The organism is Cupriavidus sp. USMAHM13 (genome assembly GCF_001854285.1).
Classification (GTDB): Bacteria; Pseudomonadota; Gammaproteobacteria; order Burkholderiales; family Burkholderiaceae; genus Cupriavidus; species Cupriavidus malaysiensis.
Map to the genome: position 1 here is coordinate 3,254,752 of NZ_CP017752.1, position 18,086 is coordinate 3,272,837.

General features: G+C 69.8%; 7 protein-coding genes. 2 read left to right on the plus strand and 5 right to left on the minus strand.

Annotation, left to right across the window (positions count from 1 at the left end; all coding sequences use genetic code 11):
• Positions 1-223 precede the first annotated feature (223 nt).
• From BKK81_RS32405 to BKK81_RS32420, 4 genes are all read right to left on the minus strand, one after another.
• Positions 224-12,376: a filamentous haemagglutinin family protein gene (locus BKK81_RS32405; protein WP_071021605.1), complete on the minus strand. Its 12,153-nt coding sequence runs from the start codon at positions 12,374-12,376 to the stop codon at positions 224-226.
• Between the two features lie 221 nt (positions 12,377-12,597).
• Positions 12,598-13,593: a FecR family protein gene (locus BKK81_RS32410; RefSeq protein ID WP_071021608.1), complete on the minus strand. Its 996-nt coding sequence runs from the start codon at positions 13,591-13,593 to the stop codon at positions 12,598-12,600.
• A 130-nt stretch (positions 13,594-13,723) separates the two neighbouring features.
• Complete coding sequence (locus tag BKK81_RS32415; protein ID WP_071021610.1) at positions 13,724-14,227, minus strand: RNA polymerase sigma factor; 504 nt, start codon at positions 14,225-14,227, stop codon at positions 13,724-13,726.
• The gene (locus tag BKK81_RS32420) at positions 14,220-14,870 is read right to left on the minus strand and encodes a TonB family protein (RefSeq protein ID WP_162287356.1); all 651 of its coding nucleotides are present in this window, start codon (positions 14,868-14,870) and stop codon (positions 14,220-14,222) included. Before BKK81_RS32420 ends, BKK81_RS32415 begins: the two co-directional genes overlap by 8 nt.
• 227 nt (positions 14,871-15,097) lie before the next feature.
• On the opposite strand from BKK81_RS32420, the gene BKK81_RS32425 reads away from it, so the two are divergent.
• The gene (locus BKK81_RS32425) at positions 15,098-15,901 is read left to right on the plus strand and encodes an NUDIX hydrolase (protein ID WP_231908160.1); all 804 of its coding nucleotides are present in this window, start codon (positions 15,098-15,100) and stop codon (positions 15,899-15,901) included.
• A gap of 490 nt (positions 15,902-16,391) precedes the next feature.
• Positions 16,392-17,324, plus strand: a complete 933-nt coding sequence (gene yddG, locus BKK81_RS32430) for an aromatic amino acid DMT transporter YddG (protein WP_071021613.1) — start codon at positions 16,392-16,394, stop codon at positions 17,322-17,324.
• 343 nt (positions 17,325-17,667) lie between these two features.
• On the opposite strand, the gene BKK81_RS32435 is transcribed toward yddG, so the two are convergent.
• Positions 17,668-18,048 (minus strand): winged helix-turn-helix transcriptional regulator, encoded by a 381-nt coding sequence (locus BKK81_RS32435; RefSeq protein ID WP_071021615.1) that lies wholly within the window; start codon positions 18,046-18,048, stop codon positions 17,668-17,670.
• Positions 18,049-18,086: the final 38 nt, after the last annotated feature.

Here is an 18,086-nt window from a genome sequence, read left to right on the forward strand (position 1 = left end):
TTCGACCGTCCTCACTGAAGAGACGTTTGGGGAGGAGGAAACCCGCAAACTGATTGCCGTGTCATGGAACCTTCATGGCGCGCGGCGCAGCGGCCCCGCGCCCCGTGCCCCTCCCCGCACCACAGGTCGATGGACGATCGCGCGCGGCGGCAGGGCGCGCGCCAGCCGGAGCGGCCGCACGCACGACCGCTCCGGCAAGCGCAAGGGTGTCGCGCCGCGCCGCTCAGCGCGACAGGTTCTTCCGCTCCACCGACGTCAACTGCATCTTCTGGCGCTCGCTCAGCTCCCCGTTGCCGATCATCTGGAAAGCACTGGCGGGGTCATAGCTGGCGCGGTCCTGGCGCGTGGGCTGCGCTGCCGCCGGCTCGCCGGTGCCGGACGGCTGCGCGTCGCCGCCCAGCATGCGCACAGTGAAGATCGATGGCAGGCCCTGACGCTGCGCGGCGCGCTCGCGCGTCATCGCATCCTGCGCCGCGGCCGCCGCCTGCGAGGCCACCGCGCTGGCATTGCTCAGCGCCCCCACGTTGACGCTGGCCACCACCGGCAGGCCGGTCGACTTGCCCTGCACCTGCACATTGGCCGCGTTCACCACCTGCAGCGCGGCGAAGTTGACGTTGCCCGAGACCCGGATGCCCGCCTCGCCCGCGTCGATGGTGCCCAGCGGCGCCACCAGGTCCACGTCGCCCGGCGGCACCTCCGGGATCGGGCTCAGCGTGGCGATGCCCGCGCCCGAGGACGGCACGTTCGGCGACACCGTGACATTGCCCAGCGCGTCGTAGACCCGCTTGGGCGGGGTGTACACCACCGTGGTCTTGGAGCCCCGGCCGGCGTTGATGTCGCCATCCGACGACCAGCCCTGGATGCTGCCGCCGAAGGTGGTCATGACACGCGACAGGCCCAGCAGGATGCTGCCCTTCGAATACAGGGCGATGTCGCCCGAGCCTTGCGTGATCAGGCCGGCGCCGGCTCCCGCCGGCACGCCCTCCACGCCGACCAGCGTCTGGCCACCCGGGTTGAGCAGTTGGATGTCGCCGCCGAAGTTGGTGTGGATGCCGGCGTCGGTGATGACTGGCACCGTCTGCCCGTTGACGGTGGTGGAGCCCGTGATGCTGCTGAACATGGTGATGTCGCCCCGGTAGGCGATCGCCTTGCCGCGCGCATCCATGGCCGGGAACAGCGTCGCGATGGCCTCGCGCCCGCGCAGGTAGCTGCCGTAGCGCGTGCTCGCCGGGTCGTTGTACTCGCGTCCGCCCAGCAGCAGCTCCTGGAAGTAGACCTGCCGCGCGAAGACGCCCTGCTGCACCTTGGGCAACGCCAGGAAATACGCCAGCGCATCAGCCGCCGTGCCCTGGTAGCCGAAGCGCTGCCGCAGCCAGGCCAGCAGCTCCCCGTCGTAGGCATGCGCCACCTTGCCGCTGCCCGCCAGCGGCGTGCCGGCGTTCAGCTGGTTCGCCGCATCGAAGTAGAGCCTGGCGAAGCCCGTGTAGTCGGGGCCGTTCGCGCCGACCCCGGCCAGCACCGTGATGCCGGCCCCGCCCGACTTGTTCGACACGTTGACCACGTCGCCCACGCTGGTCAGCGCGCCGTAGTAGCCCTGGTACAGGTTGCGCCCGGCCTGGACCTGCAGCAGGCCGGGGCCGACCACATTGACCGACTGATAGAAGATGTCGCGGCCGGCCTGCATCACGGTGATGTCGTTCGCCCCCACGTTGAGGAACACGCTCGGCACCGGGCCCGTCCCCACGATGTCCCGGCCCGCGAGCACCTCGAACGGCTTGGCCGCGACATACCACGTACGGTGTGTCGGCGTGAAATTGCTCGAGGGCGACCGGCTCCGTACCGGCGCCTGTCCGATCTGCAGGTCATCGATATCGATGCCCGCATAGACCAGGGCCGGGCGCGGATCCTGGGCATGCAGGTTGCTCGTGGGGTTGTCTTCGCCGAAGGCGATCGGGTTGGAGGCGTTCACGCGCACCGCGCCATCGACGGCCGCATTGCTGAGGCCGCCCGCGCCCGAGGTGGTCTGGAACAGCGGCCGCGCGGGGGTCGCCAGGCTGGCCATGTCGGCGCCCGACATGGCCACGACAGAACCCGAGCCATAGATCGACCCTGCCGCGAGCAGTTCCAGCTGGCCGATAGGCGACGGAATCAGCTCGATGACGCCTGGCAGGGCACCCGCGGAGTCCACCTCGCGCAGCCGGATGTCACCATTGGGCGCGGCAACGGACAGGCTGCCGGGATAGAAGCCATTGCCGTTCTGCCCGCTGCTGCCCGCCACGGCGCCGTTCAAGGGCGCGACGTCGCCGCCCGCGGCAAGCAGGCGGATCGCCGTCGCAGGCCGCCACAAGGTGAACTGCGCGTTGGCGCCCTTGACGATCTTGGCCGGAGCACCGCTTGCGCCGGGCACCGTGTAGAGCATGCCAGCGCTGTCCGCGAGCGCCGTCATCCCGGCATCGCCGGCGCCGCCCAGCACCAGGTCGCCGCGCGTGGACACCGTCACGGTGCCGTCGCCCGGCACGACCGTCGGACCGGGGGTCTGCATCGAGCGCTTGAGCGTCGCGCCATCCAGTACGCGGGGATCGTACGACGTCCAGTACGACCCGCTCGTGTTCTGCTCGATCACGCCCACCGCCCCGGCATCGATGGCGATGTCGCCCCGCAGCGCGGTCACCGAGCCGAAATAGTCCGAGGCATAGCCGTTGGAACCCTGGGCCTGGCGGCCATTGAGGACGCCGCCGACCTTGACGGTCAGGTCGCCGCCGCCGGTCTGCAGCAGGGTGCCATCCGCCATGACCCGGCCGCTGGAGGCGACGGCGAGATCGAGACCGGTCGAACTGTAAGGGGCGCCGTTCGCCGTCACCCCGGCATGGCGTCCGGCGATCACCGTCAGGTTGCCGCCGCCCAGGGTCCCGATGCCCTGGAAGCCGATCAGCCCGAAGGCGGAACCGTTGGGATTGGTCTTTGCCATGGCGCCGAAGTTGATCCACCACGCGGCCGGATCAGGGCTGATCCCTCCGCCGCCCTGGCGCCACAGCCAGTTGCTGGTCAGGTTGCTGTCGACGAAGCGCAGCGTGTTGTCCGCGATCTGGATATTGCCGGTCACGTCCTGTTGCGCCGTCAGCAGCAGGTCGCCGCCGTGCTCGGGGTACCACGCCTGGGACGCGCCGCCGCTGACGCTCGCGGCAAGATCGTAAGGGTTGCGGCCGTCGGCCGTCCTCAGCGGCGCCGACTGCGTGCCGGCGGTGTAGACGCCGTAAGGCGTGGCTTCGCTGAAGCTGCCGCCGGCCAGCAGGTCGAGGCTGCCGGTGCCCGTGCGCAGCACGCTGAAGAAGGTTCCCGCCAAGTCGGCGTTGTAGGCCGGGTCGTTGAGCGTGAGGTTGCCGCCGCCGCCGAGCGCCTGCGTCGCCTGCAGCGCGCGCTGGTCGGCCGCGGCGATATCCGCGCCCGCGACCAGGCGCAGCGACGCCGACAGCGAACCGGGCGCCAGCATGCTCGCGCGCGCCGAGGTCGCGGCTGCGGCGGGGCTGCCCGGATCCGTCTGCAGCGACAGGCCCGTGACCGTGTTCTCCAGGCCGACCGCGATATTGAGGCGCTTCAATTGCGTGCCATACGGGATGACGGTTCCCGAAGCATAGGTGGTGCCGTCGACGGCCTGCGGCCGGAAAGGCATAGGCAGGGCTGCGCCGGTGGCCAGCGTGGGCACGGTCCATCCCCCAGGCTCGGTCACCGCCACGATATTGCCGGGTACCAGGCGCCACAGCAACTGGCCCTGCGCGCCGAAGTGAACCTTATCGGTGGACAGGGCAGACGGCAGGATGGCGGCAAAGGTGGGCGCGACGGATGCGCCGGCCTGGAATCCATCCGAGAGGCTGCCGCCGATGGTCAGGTTGCCGCCGGCGCGGACCACCAGGGCCATCGGTTCGCCGGCGCCGTAGGTCGCCGATGCCGGGTCGCGATCGGCGCCCGCTCCGTAGCGATACCTGGCCAGGTCGATATCGCCCGAGGTGGAAAGATCGCCGCTGGAGGCGATCTCGACGCCCGGCCGCAGGTGGAAGGCGGCGCCCAGGGCCGACAGGCCCGCCATGCGCGAAGCGAGCGCGGCATTGCCGAGCGCGGCGTGGATGAAGTCCGTGCTGGCGGCGTCGTAACCGTCGAGCGTGGCCTGCGAAATGGCGCTGCCGCCGGGCAGGTCATAGGTCCAGAAGGCATTGAGCGCGAGGCTGTTCGCGCCCTTGATGGCGAGCGGGCCGCTCGCGTTGATGGCGATATCACCTGACGTCTCACCGGTGCGCCGGGCATTCAGCACGATATCGCCGTGGGCCGCGCCATCCGGCGTCGACAGGTCGATGGTGGCGCCCGGCTGCAGCGACAGGGTGCCGCCGGCCGCGGTGAGCTCGACATGGCCGCGGTTCTTCGCCTCGATCGGCTGCCCGTAGCTGTCCACCTGCAGCACCGTGCCGTGCGCATCGAGCACCGCGCCCGCTGCCAGCGTCAGCCCCTTGGCCGCCGACAGCCGGATCGTGCCGGGCGCCGCGCCCGAGGCATCGATGGTGCCGTTCACGGTCAGCTGCCCGCCGTCCGTCGCGATCGACACCTGGCGCGCCTTCACGCCGTCGCCCACCACCAGGTCGCCCTGCCGGGCAGTGAAGCTGCGCGCATCGAAGAAGCCGCCCCGGGTCAGCGCGGCATTGAGGCCGGCAAAGTCGGCGAACGTCCCCGCCCGCGCACTGAAGTCGCCGCTGGCCTGGCCCTCGGTCGCGCCGCCGTTCAGCGTCCCGTTGAGCGCGACCTGCCCGTTGCCGGCATCGATCGTGATCTCGCCGGCGTTGGCATGGGTGGCCGAGACGTCGATCACCGAGCCGCCGGCCTGCACCACGCCGCCCTGCGCGCTGCGCAAGCTGGCCGTGCCGCCGAAGCCATAGACCGTGGCCCGCTGGATGGTCGATGGCTGGCCGCTCAGGTCGATGCGGCTGCCCGCGTCCAGCGCGATATCGTGGGTAGCGTTCACCACCAGCTTGCCGCTCGGCAGCAGGATGGTGCTGCCGATGGCGACGCTGTCGCCGCCCAGGTCGATCTCCGCGCCCGCCACGGTCGAGACCGCCTGGCTCGGCGCCTGGCCCGGCGGCGCCACCACGTTCAGCGCCCCGCCCGCCGTATAGGCCATGATCGACTTCTGCATGCCGGTCAGCAGCGGCGTCGCCAGCGTCAGGTTGCCGCCGGTGCCGCTCTGGCCGAACACGGCGCTGGCATCCGTGCTCGGCGCCTGGTAGACGAAGAGCGAACCGTTGCCGGCCGACACGATCTTCTCGCCGGCCTTCAGGTTGACGTTGCCGAAGCCATAGACCGTGCGGCTGACCTTGGTGTTGTCCAGCGACATAAACTGGCCCAGGTCGATCTCCCTGGCCACCAGGTCCAGCGTGCCCAGGCCGGTGCCCGGGCCGGCCGCGCCCACGGCCGGCGGCGAGGTGCCCGGCACCACGCTCCAGACGATCCTGTCCGCGGCGAAGGTCGCGCGGTCGCCGGCGTTGCCATAGCCGTAGAGCGCGGGCGTCGCCAGTTGCAGGTCGACGCCGGAACCGGTGGCATCCAGCCCGGTGCTGCCGAAGGTGTTGATGGCATTGGCCGCGCTCAGGGTGAAGCGCTGCAGCGCGGGCGCGCCATGGTCCGGGTCGCCGTGCAGCAGTGTGTTGAACAGCGCCTGGTCGATCAGCAGGCCTCCGCTCGCGCCCGCCGCCGTGACGGCGCTGGCGGCGCCCACATTGAGCGTGCCCACGGCCAGCGAGATGTTGCGCGCGCCGAAATGGGCGCTCGGATCGAGGCTCGACTGCCCGTTGGTGGCAAAGGCCAGGGTGCCCTCCGCGTACAGCGACGAACCGGCGCCGACCGTGATCGAGCCGTTGCTGTTGGCGGAACTGAGCAGGTTCACGTTCCCGTTCGACAGGGCGAGCACCGTCACCGGGTCCGCCAGGTAGTTCAATCCCGTCGAAGCGGAGTCGAACGGCACCGCGCCCCGGCCGATCGTCGACAGCGTGACGCCACGGCCCACCACGATATTCCCGCCCACCAGGAACATCTCGCCCGCCTGGAGGGTCACGCCATCGCGGACGAAGAGATCCGCGCCATTGTTGGCGGCGAACTGCAGCGTGCCGTTGGCCTGTGCCACGAAGGCGTTGACGGTCAGGCGCGGCGCGCCGATGGCATTGATGCTGCCGGCACTCACCGAGACGCCGGGAAAGCCCGCTGTCGGGACCTCGTTGAACACCTCGCCGATATTGCGCAGCGACACCTGGCCGCTGATGCCGCCTTGCGCTGGGGAAAACAGCACCGTTCCGCCGAAGTTCAGCGCGGACGGCGCCGGCGTGGGCGACGGCATCGTCATGTCGCCGGCCGCATTGAACTGCACGTCCAGCACCTTGCCATCGATGGGCAGCAGCGGACGCAGGCCGCCGGAGAGCGCGGCCTGCGCCGTCAGGAAGTCGGCGTAGCCCTGTTCCTTGTAGTGGGAATACGAGCGCACTGCCGTGCCCGGGGTCACCAGCACGGTGGTGGGAAGCTGGCTGCGGATGCCGGTGTTCGCGATCCCCATGACGCCGGAAGTGAGATAGGTGCCGCCGCCGACGGCCGTCGCGCCGCCCGCCACCTTGGCGCCGGTGGCGCCGAGTTCGACGCGGTAGGCGCCGGGCAGCAGTGCATAGTTGGACGGCAGCAGCGTATAGGTGCCCGCCGGCAGGCCCGGCACGCCCGCGCCCACGGTGATCTGCTGGCCGATGGCCGGGTCGCCGGCGCCGTTCTCCGGCGCCACCGGCGCGTAGCCGGAGGCATAGCCGGGCAGGATGGCATAGACCTTGTCGCCCGCCTTGCTGAAGCGGTTGGCCGGGTTGGCATTGACCAGCGGCGTGCCGAGGATGTCGACCGAGCCGCCCCGCCCGGAGACGAAGCCCGCGCCGGTCAGCGTGCCGCCGCCGGACAGGTCGATGAGCGCGCCGTCGCGGACGTTCACGGTCTGGCCTTGCAGCTGTACGCCGGACTGGACGCCGATTGCGCTATGCCCGGACAGGTTCAAAGCCTGGACCGCGCTGCCGTTGTAGTTGTATGTGACGCCATCGATCGTCCCGCCGTAGGGCATCGTCAAGCCGGCCATCGATACCGACGTCACGCTGCCGGGCAGCAGGTCGACTGTCTGCGCGAGGATCGAGTACGCATTCCCTCCGATCGTGATACCCCCGAACGGAGCCCGGACGATCCCTCCCTGTTCGATGACGGGGGCAACCAGGCTGAGATGGCCGAAGACCGACAGCGGCGCGTCCGGCACCGTGGCCGTGGTGCGGCCGATCCTCAGCGTGCCGGCATAGCCGTTGTTGTTCTGGCCGGCGATCACGCTGGCGACCGCATTGGTGGCCGGATAGACCTGCGCCGCTTCCAGGTCCAGGTCCCATGACGATGCCAGCATCGTGCCATTCTGGACGGCGGTGGGCAGGAAACGGATGTCGCCCTGGCTGACCAGCTTCGCCACGCGGAAGCCGGGCGCCGGCGAGTTGAGATAGGTATCCTGCGCGGGATCGAAGTAGCTGTTGCGGGCCGAGAAGACCACCAGGCCCTGGACGTCGATCTGGTTCGCGTCCACCTCCAGGGTCGCCGTGGTCGGCGACGGAGCAGCCCCCGGGTTATAGATGGTGCCGCTGCGGCTGCCGTCGCGCACGACCACCGGCGTACCGCTGAGCATGACGTAGGGCGCCGCCAGGCGGACGGCGCCGCTGCCTGGCGTCAGCGCCGGATCGGTGCCCGGAACCCGCGGCCCGGAGGTGAACGCTCCGGCATTGAGCTTGAGACTCTTGTCCAGGGAGAGGGAGACATCGCCGGAGAAGACGAGGTAGTCGCCGGAGGACAGGGACAGGGCGCTGAAGCCGCCCTGCTTGACCATGTCCGCGCTCACCGCCGCCTGCCCGAGCGGCAGCGCGGCCACCGGGGCACCCGGCCCGGACAAGGCCGCCGCGGCCGGACGCGCCTGCGTCACCGTCATCACGCTGGGCACCAGCACGCTGAACGGGATCTGCGCCAGCGGATCAGGGAAGGCGGGCGTGACCAGCGCAACGGACAGTTCCCCGCCGGCGGCCCCTTTTGCGCCCGCCGCGGCATGCAGGTTCCCACCCAGGTCCAGGCCGCTCATCGAGGACAGCGCGATGTTGCCGCCGTTGCCCGCCAGCGTGATCGCGCCCGCACCGGCCTGGCCCGCAACGGTCGACGCATCGACGGCCGCGGCGCTGCCATCCGCGTTCAGTTCGGCGCCAGGGCGGATCACCACAAAGGCGGTGCCGCCGCTCACCTTGATGGTGCCGCCATCGGTGACCGTGCCATAGCGGCGGCCCTGGGCATCCACCGCCGTGTAGGCCTGGCCCGAGACATCGAGCCGGCCTTGCGGGCCGATCCACACCGACACGCCGCGGTTGACCCCGGCCGCATCGAAGTTGCGCGCCAGGTCCGTGCTGCCATCCGTTTCATTGACCAGGCTGATGCTGCCGCCGCGCGCCGTCAGGCTGCCATCGACCGTCACCTGGCCGAAGGCATCGAGCCGGATGCTCTGCCCCGCATCGACGGCGATGCTGGCATTACTGCCGATCACGATGGCGCCGCCCGAGGGGTCGCCGCTGGCGGACTTGGCCAGCGAGCGCAGCACCAGGCTGGCGCCCGCGCGCTGGCTCAGTGTCGCGCTCTGCGGTTGTTCCGCGAACAGCGGCGGCAGCCACAAGGACATCGCCGCGGACGGATCGCTGCCCGCGCGTGCCTTGACGCTGTCGGACGTGAAGCGGTACACGGGCATGGCCGGTGCGATGGCGGTGCCATCCGTCATCAGCACGCCGCGGCCGCCGTTGATATCGTAGCTGGAGAAGCCGGCACGGAAGAAGGCGCCACCGAGCGAGGGCAGCGGCACCACCGACACGGTCTGGCCCAGGGCCACGCCGACCGGGATCACGGTACCGGCCTGGTAGGTCATGTCCCGGGTCTGCACCGAACCCGCGCCATAGACGAGATGGTAGGGGTTGATGGCAATGCCATTCGGGAAGACGCTCGAGGGGATCACGGTCCCGGCCGGGAGGTGGTCGGGGCCGTTGGCGATGAGCGTCCCAGCCGGCATCACGTCGCCGGGATTGTAGTAGACCAGCAGGCCATTGCTCCCCTTGGAAGACAGGTCCACACCGTCAGGCACGACCCAGTCCGCGGCGGTCGGCACAGTGGGCCAGTTCACCAGGGAGATGACGGTGGGGGCAGGGACATCCAGCTTGAGCGTGCTGAACGTTTCCGTCAGCGTGAATGGCAGGGGTTGCCCCGCCCGGATCGTCAGCGGCTGGCTCAGCCTCACCGGCGTCGAAACCGGCGTGCCGGCGGCCAGCACACCGCCGCTCAGCATCGCGTTGTCGCCGATCAGCACACTGTCCGGCGATGAGATGGTCAGCGTGCCGCCGCCGTTGACGCCGTAGGCGCGGATCTCGCCCTTGATCGCCAGCGTGCCGTCGCCGCTCTGGTTGATCGAGTCCCCGGCGACCAGGGTGACGTTGCCGCCCTTGCCTCCCACGGTCTTGCCACTGGCCAGGACCGCGCCACCGGACGACACGTCGATCACGCTGCCTTCGCCCAGCATGAGGTCGCCCGACGAATCGAAGGTGACGTTGCCACCATTGAGATAGGCGAGGCCCGTGAGCGCATCCGGATCGGTGCGGGCGTTGACCCACACCCCGCGCGCATCGATCGTTGCCCCCGGCGCCAAGGTCAGCGCGGAGGAGCCGTCGGCCGCCGTCAGCGCGACCGGGAACTTCGATCCGGCCTGCTGGAAGAGGTTCGACACGTTCACCGTGCCGCCGTGCGCCGTCAGGTTGGCATCGATGTCGACCTTGGGCGCCACCAGGCTCAGCTGGCCGCCGTCGGCCAGCACCAGCGGCTGGCTCACCACGATGCGCCCGCCGCTGGCCAGGTCCAGCACGCCCAGTTGGAACCCGTTCAGCATCCCCGCGTCCAGCCACACCGTGTTCTGCCGCTGCGGGTCGAGCGCATCCGCCGCACCCATGCCCGGCGTCACCCCCACCTCGGTGCCGATCTTCACCTCGCTGGTGAACACCCCGGTGCGCCCCGGCCCCGTGTACTGCCCCAGCGCCAGCCCGCCCGCCTGCGCCACCGCGTACTGCCCCTGCTTGTAGCCGTCGGCGAGGCCCGCCGCGCGCGCCTGCGTCTGCTGCGCCCCGTTGAACACCCGCGCCACCACCTCGCCTTCCAGCACCGCCGTCGGCGCGCTCACCTGCAGCCGACCCGCGTCGCGCCCCACCGTGTAGCCGTTCTGCAGCACCTGCTGCGGCGCGATCAGCGGGCTCGCGTACGACTGCATCGCCGTCTTGCCCCAGCGCGGGTGCTCGTCGTCGAAGCCCGTGTAGACCCCCGTGTACAACACCCCCGCCGGCGCGTTGTCGGCCTTGGTCAGCGTCCCGTCCGCCGCCTTGAACCAGGTCTGCTTCAGATACCCCGTCTGCACGTCCAGGCTGCCGCCCGACAGGTTGATCGACGAGCCCGCCTGCGTCACCACCTCCTTGCCGCCCAGCGTCACCGTGCCGCCCTGTGCCGCCCACTCGCCGATGCGGTGCCCCTGGTTGCCCAGGTAGCCGCCCACCTCCAGCAGCCCGCCTCCCGTGTACCAGCGCTCGGTCGCGTAGCCCCCCACGCCCGCCGGCACGTACACCAGCCGGCGCCGGTCGATCCACACGTTCGCATTGAGCAGGTTCCCGCTGTCGCGGTTGCCCGGCGCGTCGCGCTGCTCGTTGCCCTGCACGTTGATCTTGACGTTGTTGGTGTCCATCGCCAGCGCCACGCCCACCGCCCCCGACACATCCAGCTGCGCCCGGTTCGCCACGAAGCTGCGCCCCGTCGCGCTCACCGCGATCTGCCCGCCCGTGGCCAGCGTCAGCGAGTCGCCCTGGAACAGCACGTCGCCCCCGCTGACGATCTCCACGCGCGACTGGTCGCGCCGGTCCGACAGCTTCGACAGGTTGTCGAACAGCCCCGACGCCGCCCCCGCGCGCAGCAGGTCCTGCGCCGCCGAGTCCTGCATCAGCGCGTCGCGCTGGCTGTCCAGCGCCGTGGTCTTGCCGTCGTCGTCGATCAGCACCGCCGTCACCGCCCCCGGCCCCAGCGTCACCCGCCCCTGCGTGTCCGCCGCCGAGTTCAGCAGATGCACCGTGCCGCGCGTGTTGACCGTGGTGGTCGCCACCGCCACCCCGAGCTGCTGCACGTCGCGCCCGGCCAGCGTCACGTCACCCTCCGGGGCCAGGATCAGCCCGCTGTTGGCCACCTTGCCCGCGCTTCCCGTGCCACCGCTGGCCACGAACTGCGGCGAGATCTCGTTGCCGCGCGTGGTCGACGTGGTGTTGCCGTCGGTGCCCACCCCGCGCCGGATCACGAAGCTGTCGCCCGCCGCCAGCGCCGCCTGCCCGCGCGGCGTGGCGATCGTGCCCGCGTTGCCGACCTCCCCGCCCAGCAGCAGCACATAGCCCCCGCCCTGCGTCACCGTGGCCGGCGCGCGCGTGGCGATGCGCGCCCCGGCCTGCACCTCCACCTTGCCCAGCGCGTCGGTGAAGCTCGGCGTGGTGCCGTTCAGCCCGTAGATGCCGTTGCTGCTGAACTGCCCGTCGCTGATGCGCGCCGCCGCCGCCACCAGGTTGCGCGTGTCCACCTGGCTGGTGCCGCTGAAGATCACCCCGTTGCGGTTGACGATCATCACCGTGCCGTCGCCGCGGATCTGCCCCTGGATCTGGCTCGGCCGCGCCTGCGGGTCGTTGACCCGGTTCAGCACCGCCCAGTCCGCCTGCTGCTTGAAATCCACCGTGGTGCTGCGCCCCACGTTGAAGGTCTCCCAGTTCAGCACCGCGCGGTCCGCGGTCTGCTGGATCGCCACCGTGGTCTTGCCGTCGGCCACCGTCTGCGCCGGCGCATTGGCGTTGACCCAGCCCTGCGTGAGGCTGTTGGTGTCGATCTTCAGGCCGCCCTCGGCCAGCCCGTCCGGCACCGTGGCGTTGGCCGCCGCAGCCGCCGCGCGCGCGCTGGCCTGCGCGGCCTGCATCGCCGCGATGCCCTGCGCGGCCGTGCCCAGGTTGGCCAGCGAGCGCTGCAGCTCGGCATTGGCCTGTTGCTGCTGCGCCGTGGGGCTCGCCAGCGCCGACACCGGCATGCCGTTGGGCAGGCGCCCGGTCTGCTGTGCCGTGCTCTGCGCCGCGCCCTTGGCGGCGAACCACGCGCTGCTGAAGGCCGGAGCCGCCGCATGGGCCGTGCTTGCCACGAAGGTCAACAGGGCGGCCTGCACCAGGGGCTTGCATTGCCATGCACGCATGGCACGCATGGCACGTTCAGTGCGTTGGTGTCGGCGCGCAAGCGCGGGCCTGGAGGAATGGGACGGGACGATCTGGCTCGGTTGCATGTGGGGTTCGCCTTGGCAATCGGACGGCGGCCGCAACGTCGGCACATGTGCCGGCGGCCTCTTCCTCTATGACGCCGCCCATGTGCAAAACCCGCAACGCGAAAACAAAACGGAAGACGGTTCCCGCGCTGCCGAGGTCCGCCTCAGCCCAGCAGCACGATGCCGCCAGGCAACCGGGTCACGCTCGCACCCAGGACTTCCTGGATCTGTGCGAACACCGCCTCGAGCTGGTTGATGCGGAAACGTCCGTTCAAGCGGCTGCGCGACAGCTTGCCGTCGACCACCACCACGTGGCCCGCGCGGTAGCGGTTGATCTCGTCCACCACCTCCGCCAGCGGCGTGTCGCGGAAGACCAGCACGCCGCTGCGCCAGGCCGAGGCGATGTTCGCATCGGCCTGGACGGGGGCCCCGAGGACGCGCTTGTCGTAGGTCACCTGCTGTCCCGCCACCAGCCCCAGGCCGCGGCTGCCGAGTTCGACGCGTACCCTGCCGGACACGCAGGTCACGCAGACGTGCTGCCCCAGGTCGCGCACCTCGAAGCTTGCCCGCGTGGCGATGGCCCGCCCCTCGCCCGCGGCCACCACGAAGGGCTGCGCGGCGCCGCGGGTGTTGTCGACGGCGATTTCGCCGCCCAGCAGGTCCACGCCCTGCAGGACACCGGCAGCCCGCCTCAGCGCCACGCTGGTGCGTGTGTTGAGGTCGACGGTCACGCCGGGAGCCAGTGCCACCTGCCGCTGCTCGCCGGTGGCGGTATGGAGGTCGGCGGCCAGGGACGGGAAGGCGCTCAGCAGCCCGGCCGGCGCCACCACGGCCACCGCGGCGCCGGCCGCGGTGGCAATGGCGCCGCCGAGGAAGGCTCGGCGGCCGATCCTGGGCGCACGGCGCGCGGCGCCGGCCTGCCGGCGGCGCACGGCCTCGCCGGCCGGGCCCAGTTCCCGCCACAGCCGGCGCGCCTCGGCAAACGCCGTGGCATGTGCCTCGCTGGTCTCGCACCAGTGCTTGAGCGCCTGGGCATCCGCCACGGTGGCCTCGCCGGACGCGAGACGGCGCACCCAGGCATGGGCGTCACGCCGCAGCGCCTGGGGTGTGGGCTGCCGGGGTGTCGCCTGATTCGTCGAGGTGTCGGGTGCTGCCTTCATCGATCCAAGTATTCGCTGTTCCGCCATCTCCGGGCCTGGCCGGTCGCCATTGCGGCGGCCTTATCACCATGACGATTCCCGCCGCCCGGAACCGCAAGCCATCGGAAGAAATTTTCGCCGCAGGCAGGGGCTATCTGCCGAGTTGCTCCGCGCAATGTTCCTGTGCCCGCTTCAACTCCAGTTCCACCAGCCGCAGGGAAATGCCGAAGCGCTCCGCCACCTCGCGCTGCGGCATGCCGTCCAGGCGCACGGCCAGCAGGATATCGCGACGGCGCTGGGGCATCTGCTCCAGCGCCCGGATCAGTGCATCGAGCTCCGAGTTCGCCTCCGCCACCTCGGCCGGACCGGGCTCGGGACTCGCCAGGTCGAGCATCAGCTCGACCTCGCCGACGCTGAGGCGGCGCTCCTCGGCACGCTGCCTGTCGATGGCGGAATGGAAAGCCATCCGGTACAGGTAGGCGCCCGGATTGCGCACCGCCTCGATGTTCTCGCTGTTCTCCAGCCGCAGCCAGGTGTCCTGCAGCGCGTCGCCGGCCAGGTCCGAGGAACCCAGGCGCCGCGACAGCAGGCGCTTCAAATGACCGTAGCGCTCGACCAGGTAGTCGCGCAGCAAGGTGCGGGCGCCATCAACCATGGTGCCGGCGGCCCGCGGGCGAGGATGCCGGCGCGGCAGGCAACGGACATCCCCAGTTCTGGCCGGACGCCCGCGGCATCACCACCAGCGTGAACGGCTGTGCCAGCCCGGCAGGCAGCGGCTCGCCCACCGGCGCGCCGCGCAGCGCCTGCTCCACCAGTCCGTCCAGCGCCTTGTCGCCGGTCGAATCCAGCAGGCTGACGCGCCCGATCGTGCCGGATACATCGACCCACAAGCGCAGGGCGACGCGGTAGCGGCCCTCCGCGAGGGTCGGCTGCGCGCAGAAGGCATCGCGCACCCGGCTCTGCACAAGCCCGTAGTAACGACGCTGGGACAATGCCGCCTCCGCCCCCGTGGCGCCGGCCTCGGCCACCGCTTCGGGCCGCACCGGCAACAGCACCAGCGTGTCGGATCCGGTGTAGCGTGGCGCAAGCCCGCTGCCTTCCAGCAGCGACTGCAGCGCCGCCCGCGCGGTCATCACGCCATGGACGCCCGGCGAGGTCCGTCCCGCCGCCAGGGCACTGTCATAGATCAACGACACACCGCTGGCCGCGCCATACTGCTCCAGCGCGGACAGCAAGGACTGGGGGGCAATCTCGTACGAGCGCTGCAGGTCCGACGGCGACGCGCTGCCGATTGCCACCGGCCCGGTCTCGGGCGGCGGTGCTGACATGGCAGAAGAGGAAACGCAGGCGCTGAACATGGCGATGCACAATCGCAGTGTCGGCCGTGGAGCGCCGGAGGCGACGTTTCCAGGCATACCCGGGGCAAAGGGCGCACGACCCGCCATGCCCGCCTGGCACGGCGGCAATGGGGGGATAGCGCGGGGATTGGAATCAGCGCGTAGGGTAGTGACGCTGTGTGTCAGTGTTGTTACAGGGGATCCTGAAGACCTCTGAAGCCGGCGCCATCGCTATCGATGCTCGCCGGTTCGAGAGCGTTCCGGCACAAGGTCACTCTGAGCCTGCAGGTACGGGCTCGCAGGAGGAAGACGTGGGAATCGACAGAAGTGTCTTGGAAACCAACGGCGTACCCGCCACCATGCGCCCGGATGCCGGGCCGCGGCAGGCCGCCCTGGAAACGATCGTGCGCGGCGTGGAAGGCCTGCGGATTCCTGCCTCGCTGGATTGGGCCGCCGCGCGGCGATACCTTGCGGACAACGATGGGCAGTGGAAATTCTCCGCCGTCCTGGTGGCGATCGTGGCGCGGGACGAGCCGACGATCCTGCTGACCAAGCGCTCGTCGAATCTGAGCGAATACTCCTCGCACGTGAGTTTCCCCGGCGGACGCCCGGCGGACTGCGATGACGATGTCGGCGCCACGGCCCTGCGCGAAGCCTTCGAGGAGATCCGCCTGGAACCCGGCGCTGTGCGGCTGGTCGGCTGCCTGCCGATCCACAAGACAAGAAAGCGCCATCACGCCATCTTTCCCGTCATCGGCATCGTGCCGGCTACAGCCGGCTGGGAAGCGGCCCCTGCCGAAGTCGAGGAGATTTTCGAGCTTCCGTTCGCCACGCTGCTGGATCCGACGCTGCCCAGGCAGTACCTCGATGGAGAACGCGCCGGCTCCTGGTACTGGGCGGATCAGCGGTATGACATCTGGGGGGTCACGGCGGTCATCCTGAAGTCGCTGGCGGCACTGGCTTCCGCCGCCGCCCCGCCCGGCCAGGGCTAGCGGCAAGACCGGCGCCACCCGCCCGGACCATCCTCCATGATCGAGCGATTCGCCATCTGCCAATGACGGACCTCGCCATTGAATCCGCGGAAGAGGGCCTCGAACTGCCCCGCCGTTCTCTCGCCGCGGCCGCCATGGAAATGGGAGGGGAAGGACATGGTATGCGGGAATCAGCGCCAGGCGCAAAGCGCAGCCATCGCACGGCGATGGCGAGTCTTTGCAACGACACGATGAGCCCGCATGCCATGGCAGGCACCGGCCGATTTCAGGGATTCAGTGGACTAGTATCCTTCCTGATTGCTGGATTCGCTGCATCGCCAAATCTGCCGAGAAGACGTGCGAGGCCAGGAACGAAACGCGGCAAGCCCCGCCCGCTGCCGGCCAGGGTCTGCTTATCCAACGGATCAAACCCATCCTGAGCGAAGGCGCGCCGGCCGAAAGCCGCCAGGTAAAGTATGGCCTTCCAGCTTCTATCAACGGCTTCATCCTCATGGCAGTCATGCAAAGAAAACAGGCAACGCTGATCGGGCTTGTCGCGGTGCTCCTCTGGAGTTCGATCGTCGGCCTGATCCGCGGCGTCAGCGAGAGCTTCGGCGCCACGGGCGGTGCGGCCCTGATCTACACCGTCGCTTCCGTGCTGCTCTGGCTCTCGGTGGGTCCGGTGCGGCTGGACACGCTGCCGCGCTCCTATCGCCTCTGGGGCAGCTTGCTGTTCGTCTCGTACGAACTGTGCCTGTCGCTGTCGATCGGCTACGCCAACACCGGCAGGCAAGCCATCGAGGTCGGCATGGTCAACTATCTGTGGCCCAGCTTCACGATGCTGGCAGCCATCCTGTTCAACCGGCAACGGGCCAACTGGCTGATCGTGCCCGGTTTCCTGATCGCCATCCTGGGCATCACCTCGGTGCTGGGCGGCGACCAGGGGCTGGACCTGGCGAGCATGACGAGCAATGTGCGCGACAACCCCCTGAGTTACGGCCTGGCGTTTGCCGGCGCCGTGATCTGGGCAGGCTACTGCACGGTGACGGCGCGCATCGCCCAGGGCAAGAACGGCGTCACGCTGTTCTTCATCCTGACCGCATCGGCGCTGTGGGCGAAGTACCTGTTCACGGACGGCGCGCCGATGAGTTTCAGCGCCAACGGCATGATCCACCTGGTACTGGCGGCCTGCGCGATGGGCTTCGGCTATGCCGCCTGGAACGTCGGCATCCTGCATGGCAACGTGACGGTGCTGGCCGGCGCCTCGTACTTCATCCCGGTGTTCTCGGCCGCCCTGGCCGCCGCGCTGCTGCATACGCCGCTTTCCTTCGCGTTCTGGAAGGGAGCGGCGATGGTATGCGCAGGCTCCATCCTCTGCTGGCTGGCCACGCGTGGGCGAGGCGAGCGAGCGTCTCCGGCGGCGGATTCCAGTCCGACGGCATAGCAGGTTCCCCGGGGCCACGTAGCCCAAAAGAGCGACTCATAGGAAACCGGAGAGACTGGCGCGCACATTGCACATTGCCTGTGCACGGCTGCCCTGTGCGCGGGTTCGGCGTCTGCCTGGGTGACCGTCACACGAGAACACTAGCATGCCACTTTGCCAGGTATCACTCCTTCAAGGCAAAGCGTTTTGACAGCTTGCCCATGGAGCGTGCTTCTCCAGTCGGTAGCGGCACGCAGATCCACGGTTACGCCTGGACGCCAGGCATTCACCCGGCCGCGCGACCGGCTGCTTGCCATGGCGTATCTCCACAGCGCCGCGGCCGAGGGCGAACGGTCAACGCCCCTTATTTAGGGCCCGCCAGATCGAAGGCGCGGTTGTTCGCTTCGATCGTTTCCAGCGCATCCTCCGCCCAGGCCTTGAGCGCGACGACAAGCGGAAGAAGCGTGTGCGCGAGTGGAGTCAGCATGTATTCGACACGCAGCGGCAGTTCGTCATAGACGTTACGCTCGATCAGGCCATCACGCTCCATCGCGCGCAGCGTCTGGGTCAGCACCTTCTGTGAGACCCCCTCCAGGCGGCGCCGGATGTCGCCGAACCGCATCGGTGCGTCCTGCAACGCGACCATCGCCAATACAGTCCACTTCTGCCCGATGCGCGACAGCACCGCGCGAGACGGACAGACTTTGAGAAACGCATCCGGGGGCAGTTCGATCTTCTTCGACATGGTTACCTTGAGGTACCTAATTGCAAATTGAAACCACA

Excerpts from the sequence above, each read along its gene's own strand:
- yddG (WP_071021613.1), top strand. The coding sequence starts at position 16,392 with ATGGCAGTCATGCAAAGAAAACAGGCAACGCTGATCGGGCTTGTCGCG.
- BKK81_RS32415 (WP_071021610.1), bottom strand. The coding sequence starts at position 14,227 with ATGGTTGATGGCGCCCGCACCTTGCTGCGCGACTACCTGGTCGAGCGC.
- BKK81_RS32410 (WP_071021608.1), bottom strand. The coding sequence starts at position 13,593 with ATGAAGGCAGCACCCGACACCTCGACGAATCAGGCGACACCCCGGCAG.
- BKK81_RS32405 (WP_071021605.1), bottom strand. The coding sequence starts at position 12,376 with ATGCGTGCCATGCGTGCATGGCAATGCAAGCCCCTGGTGCAGGCCGCC.
- BKK81_RS32435 (WP_071021615.1), bottom strand. The coding sequence starts at position 18,048 with ATGTCGAAGAAGATCGAACTGCCCCCGGATGCGTTTCTCAAAGTCTGT.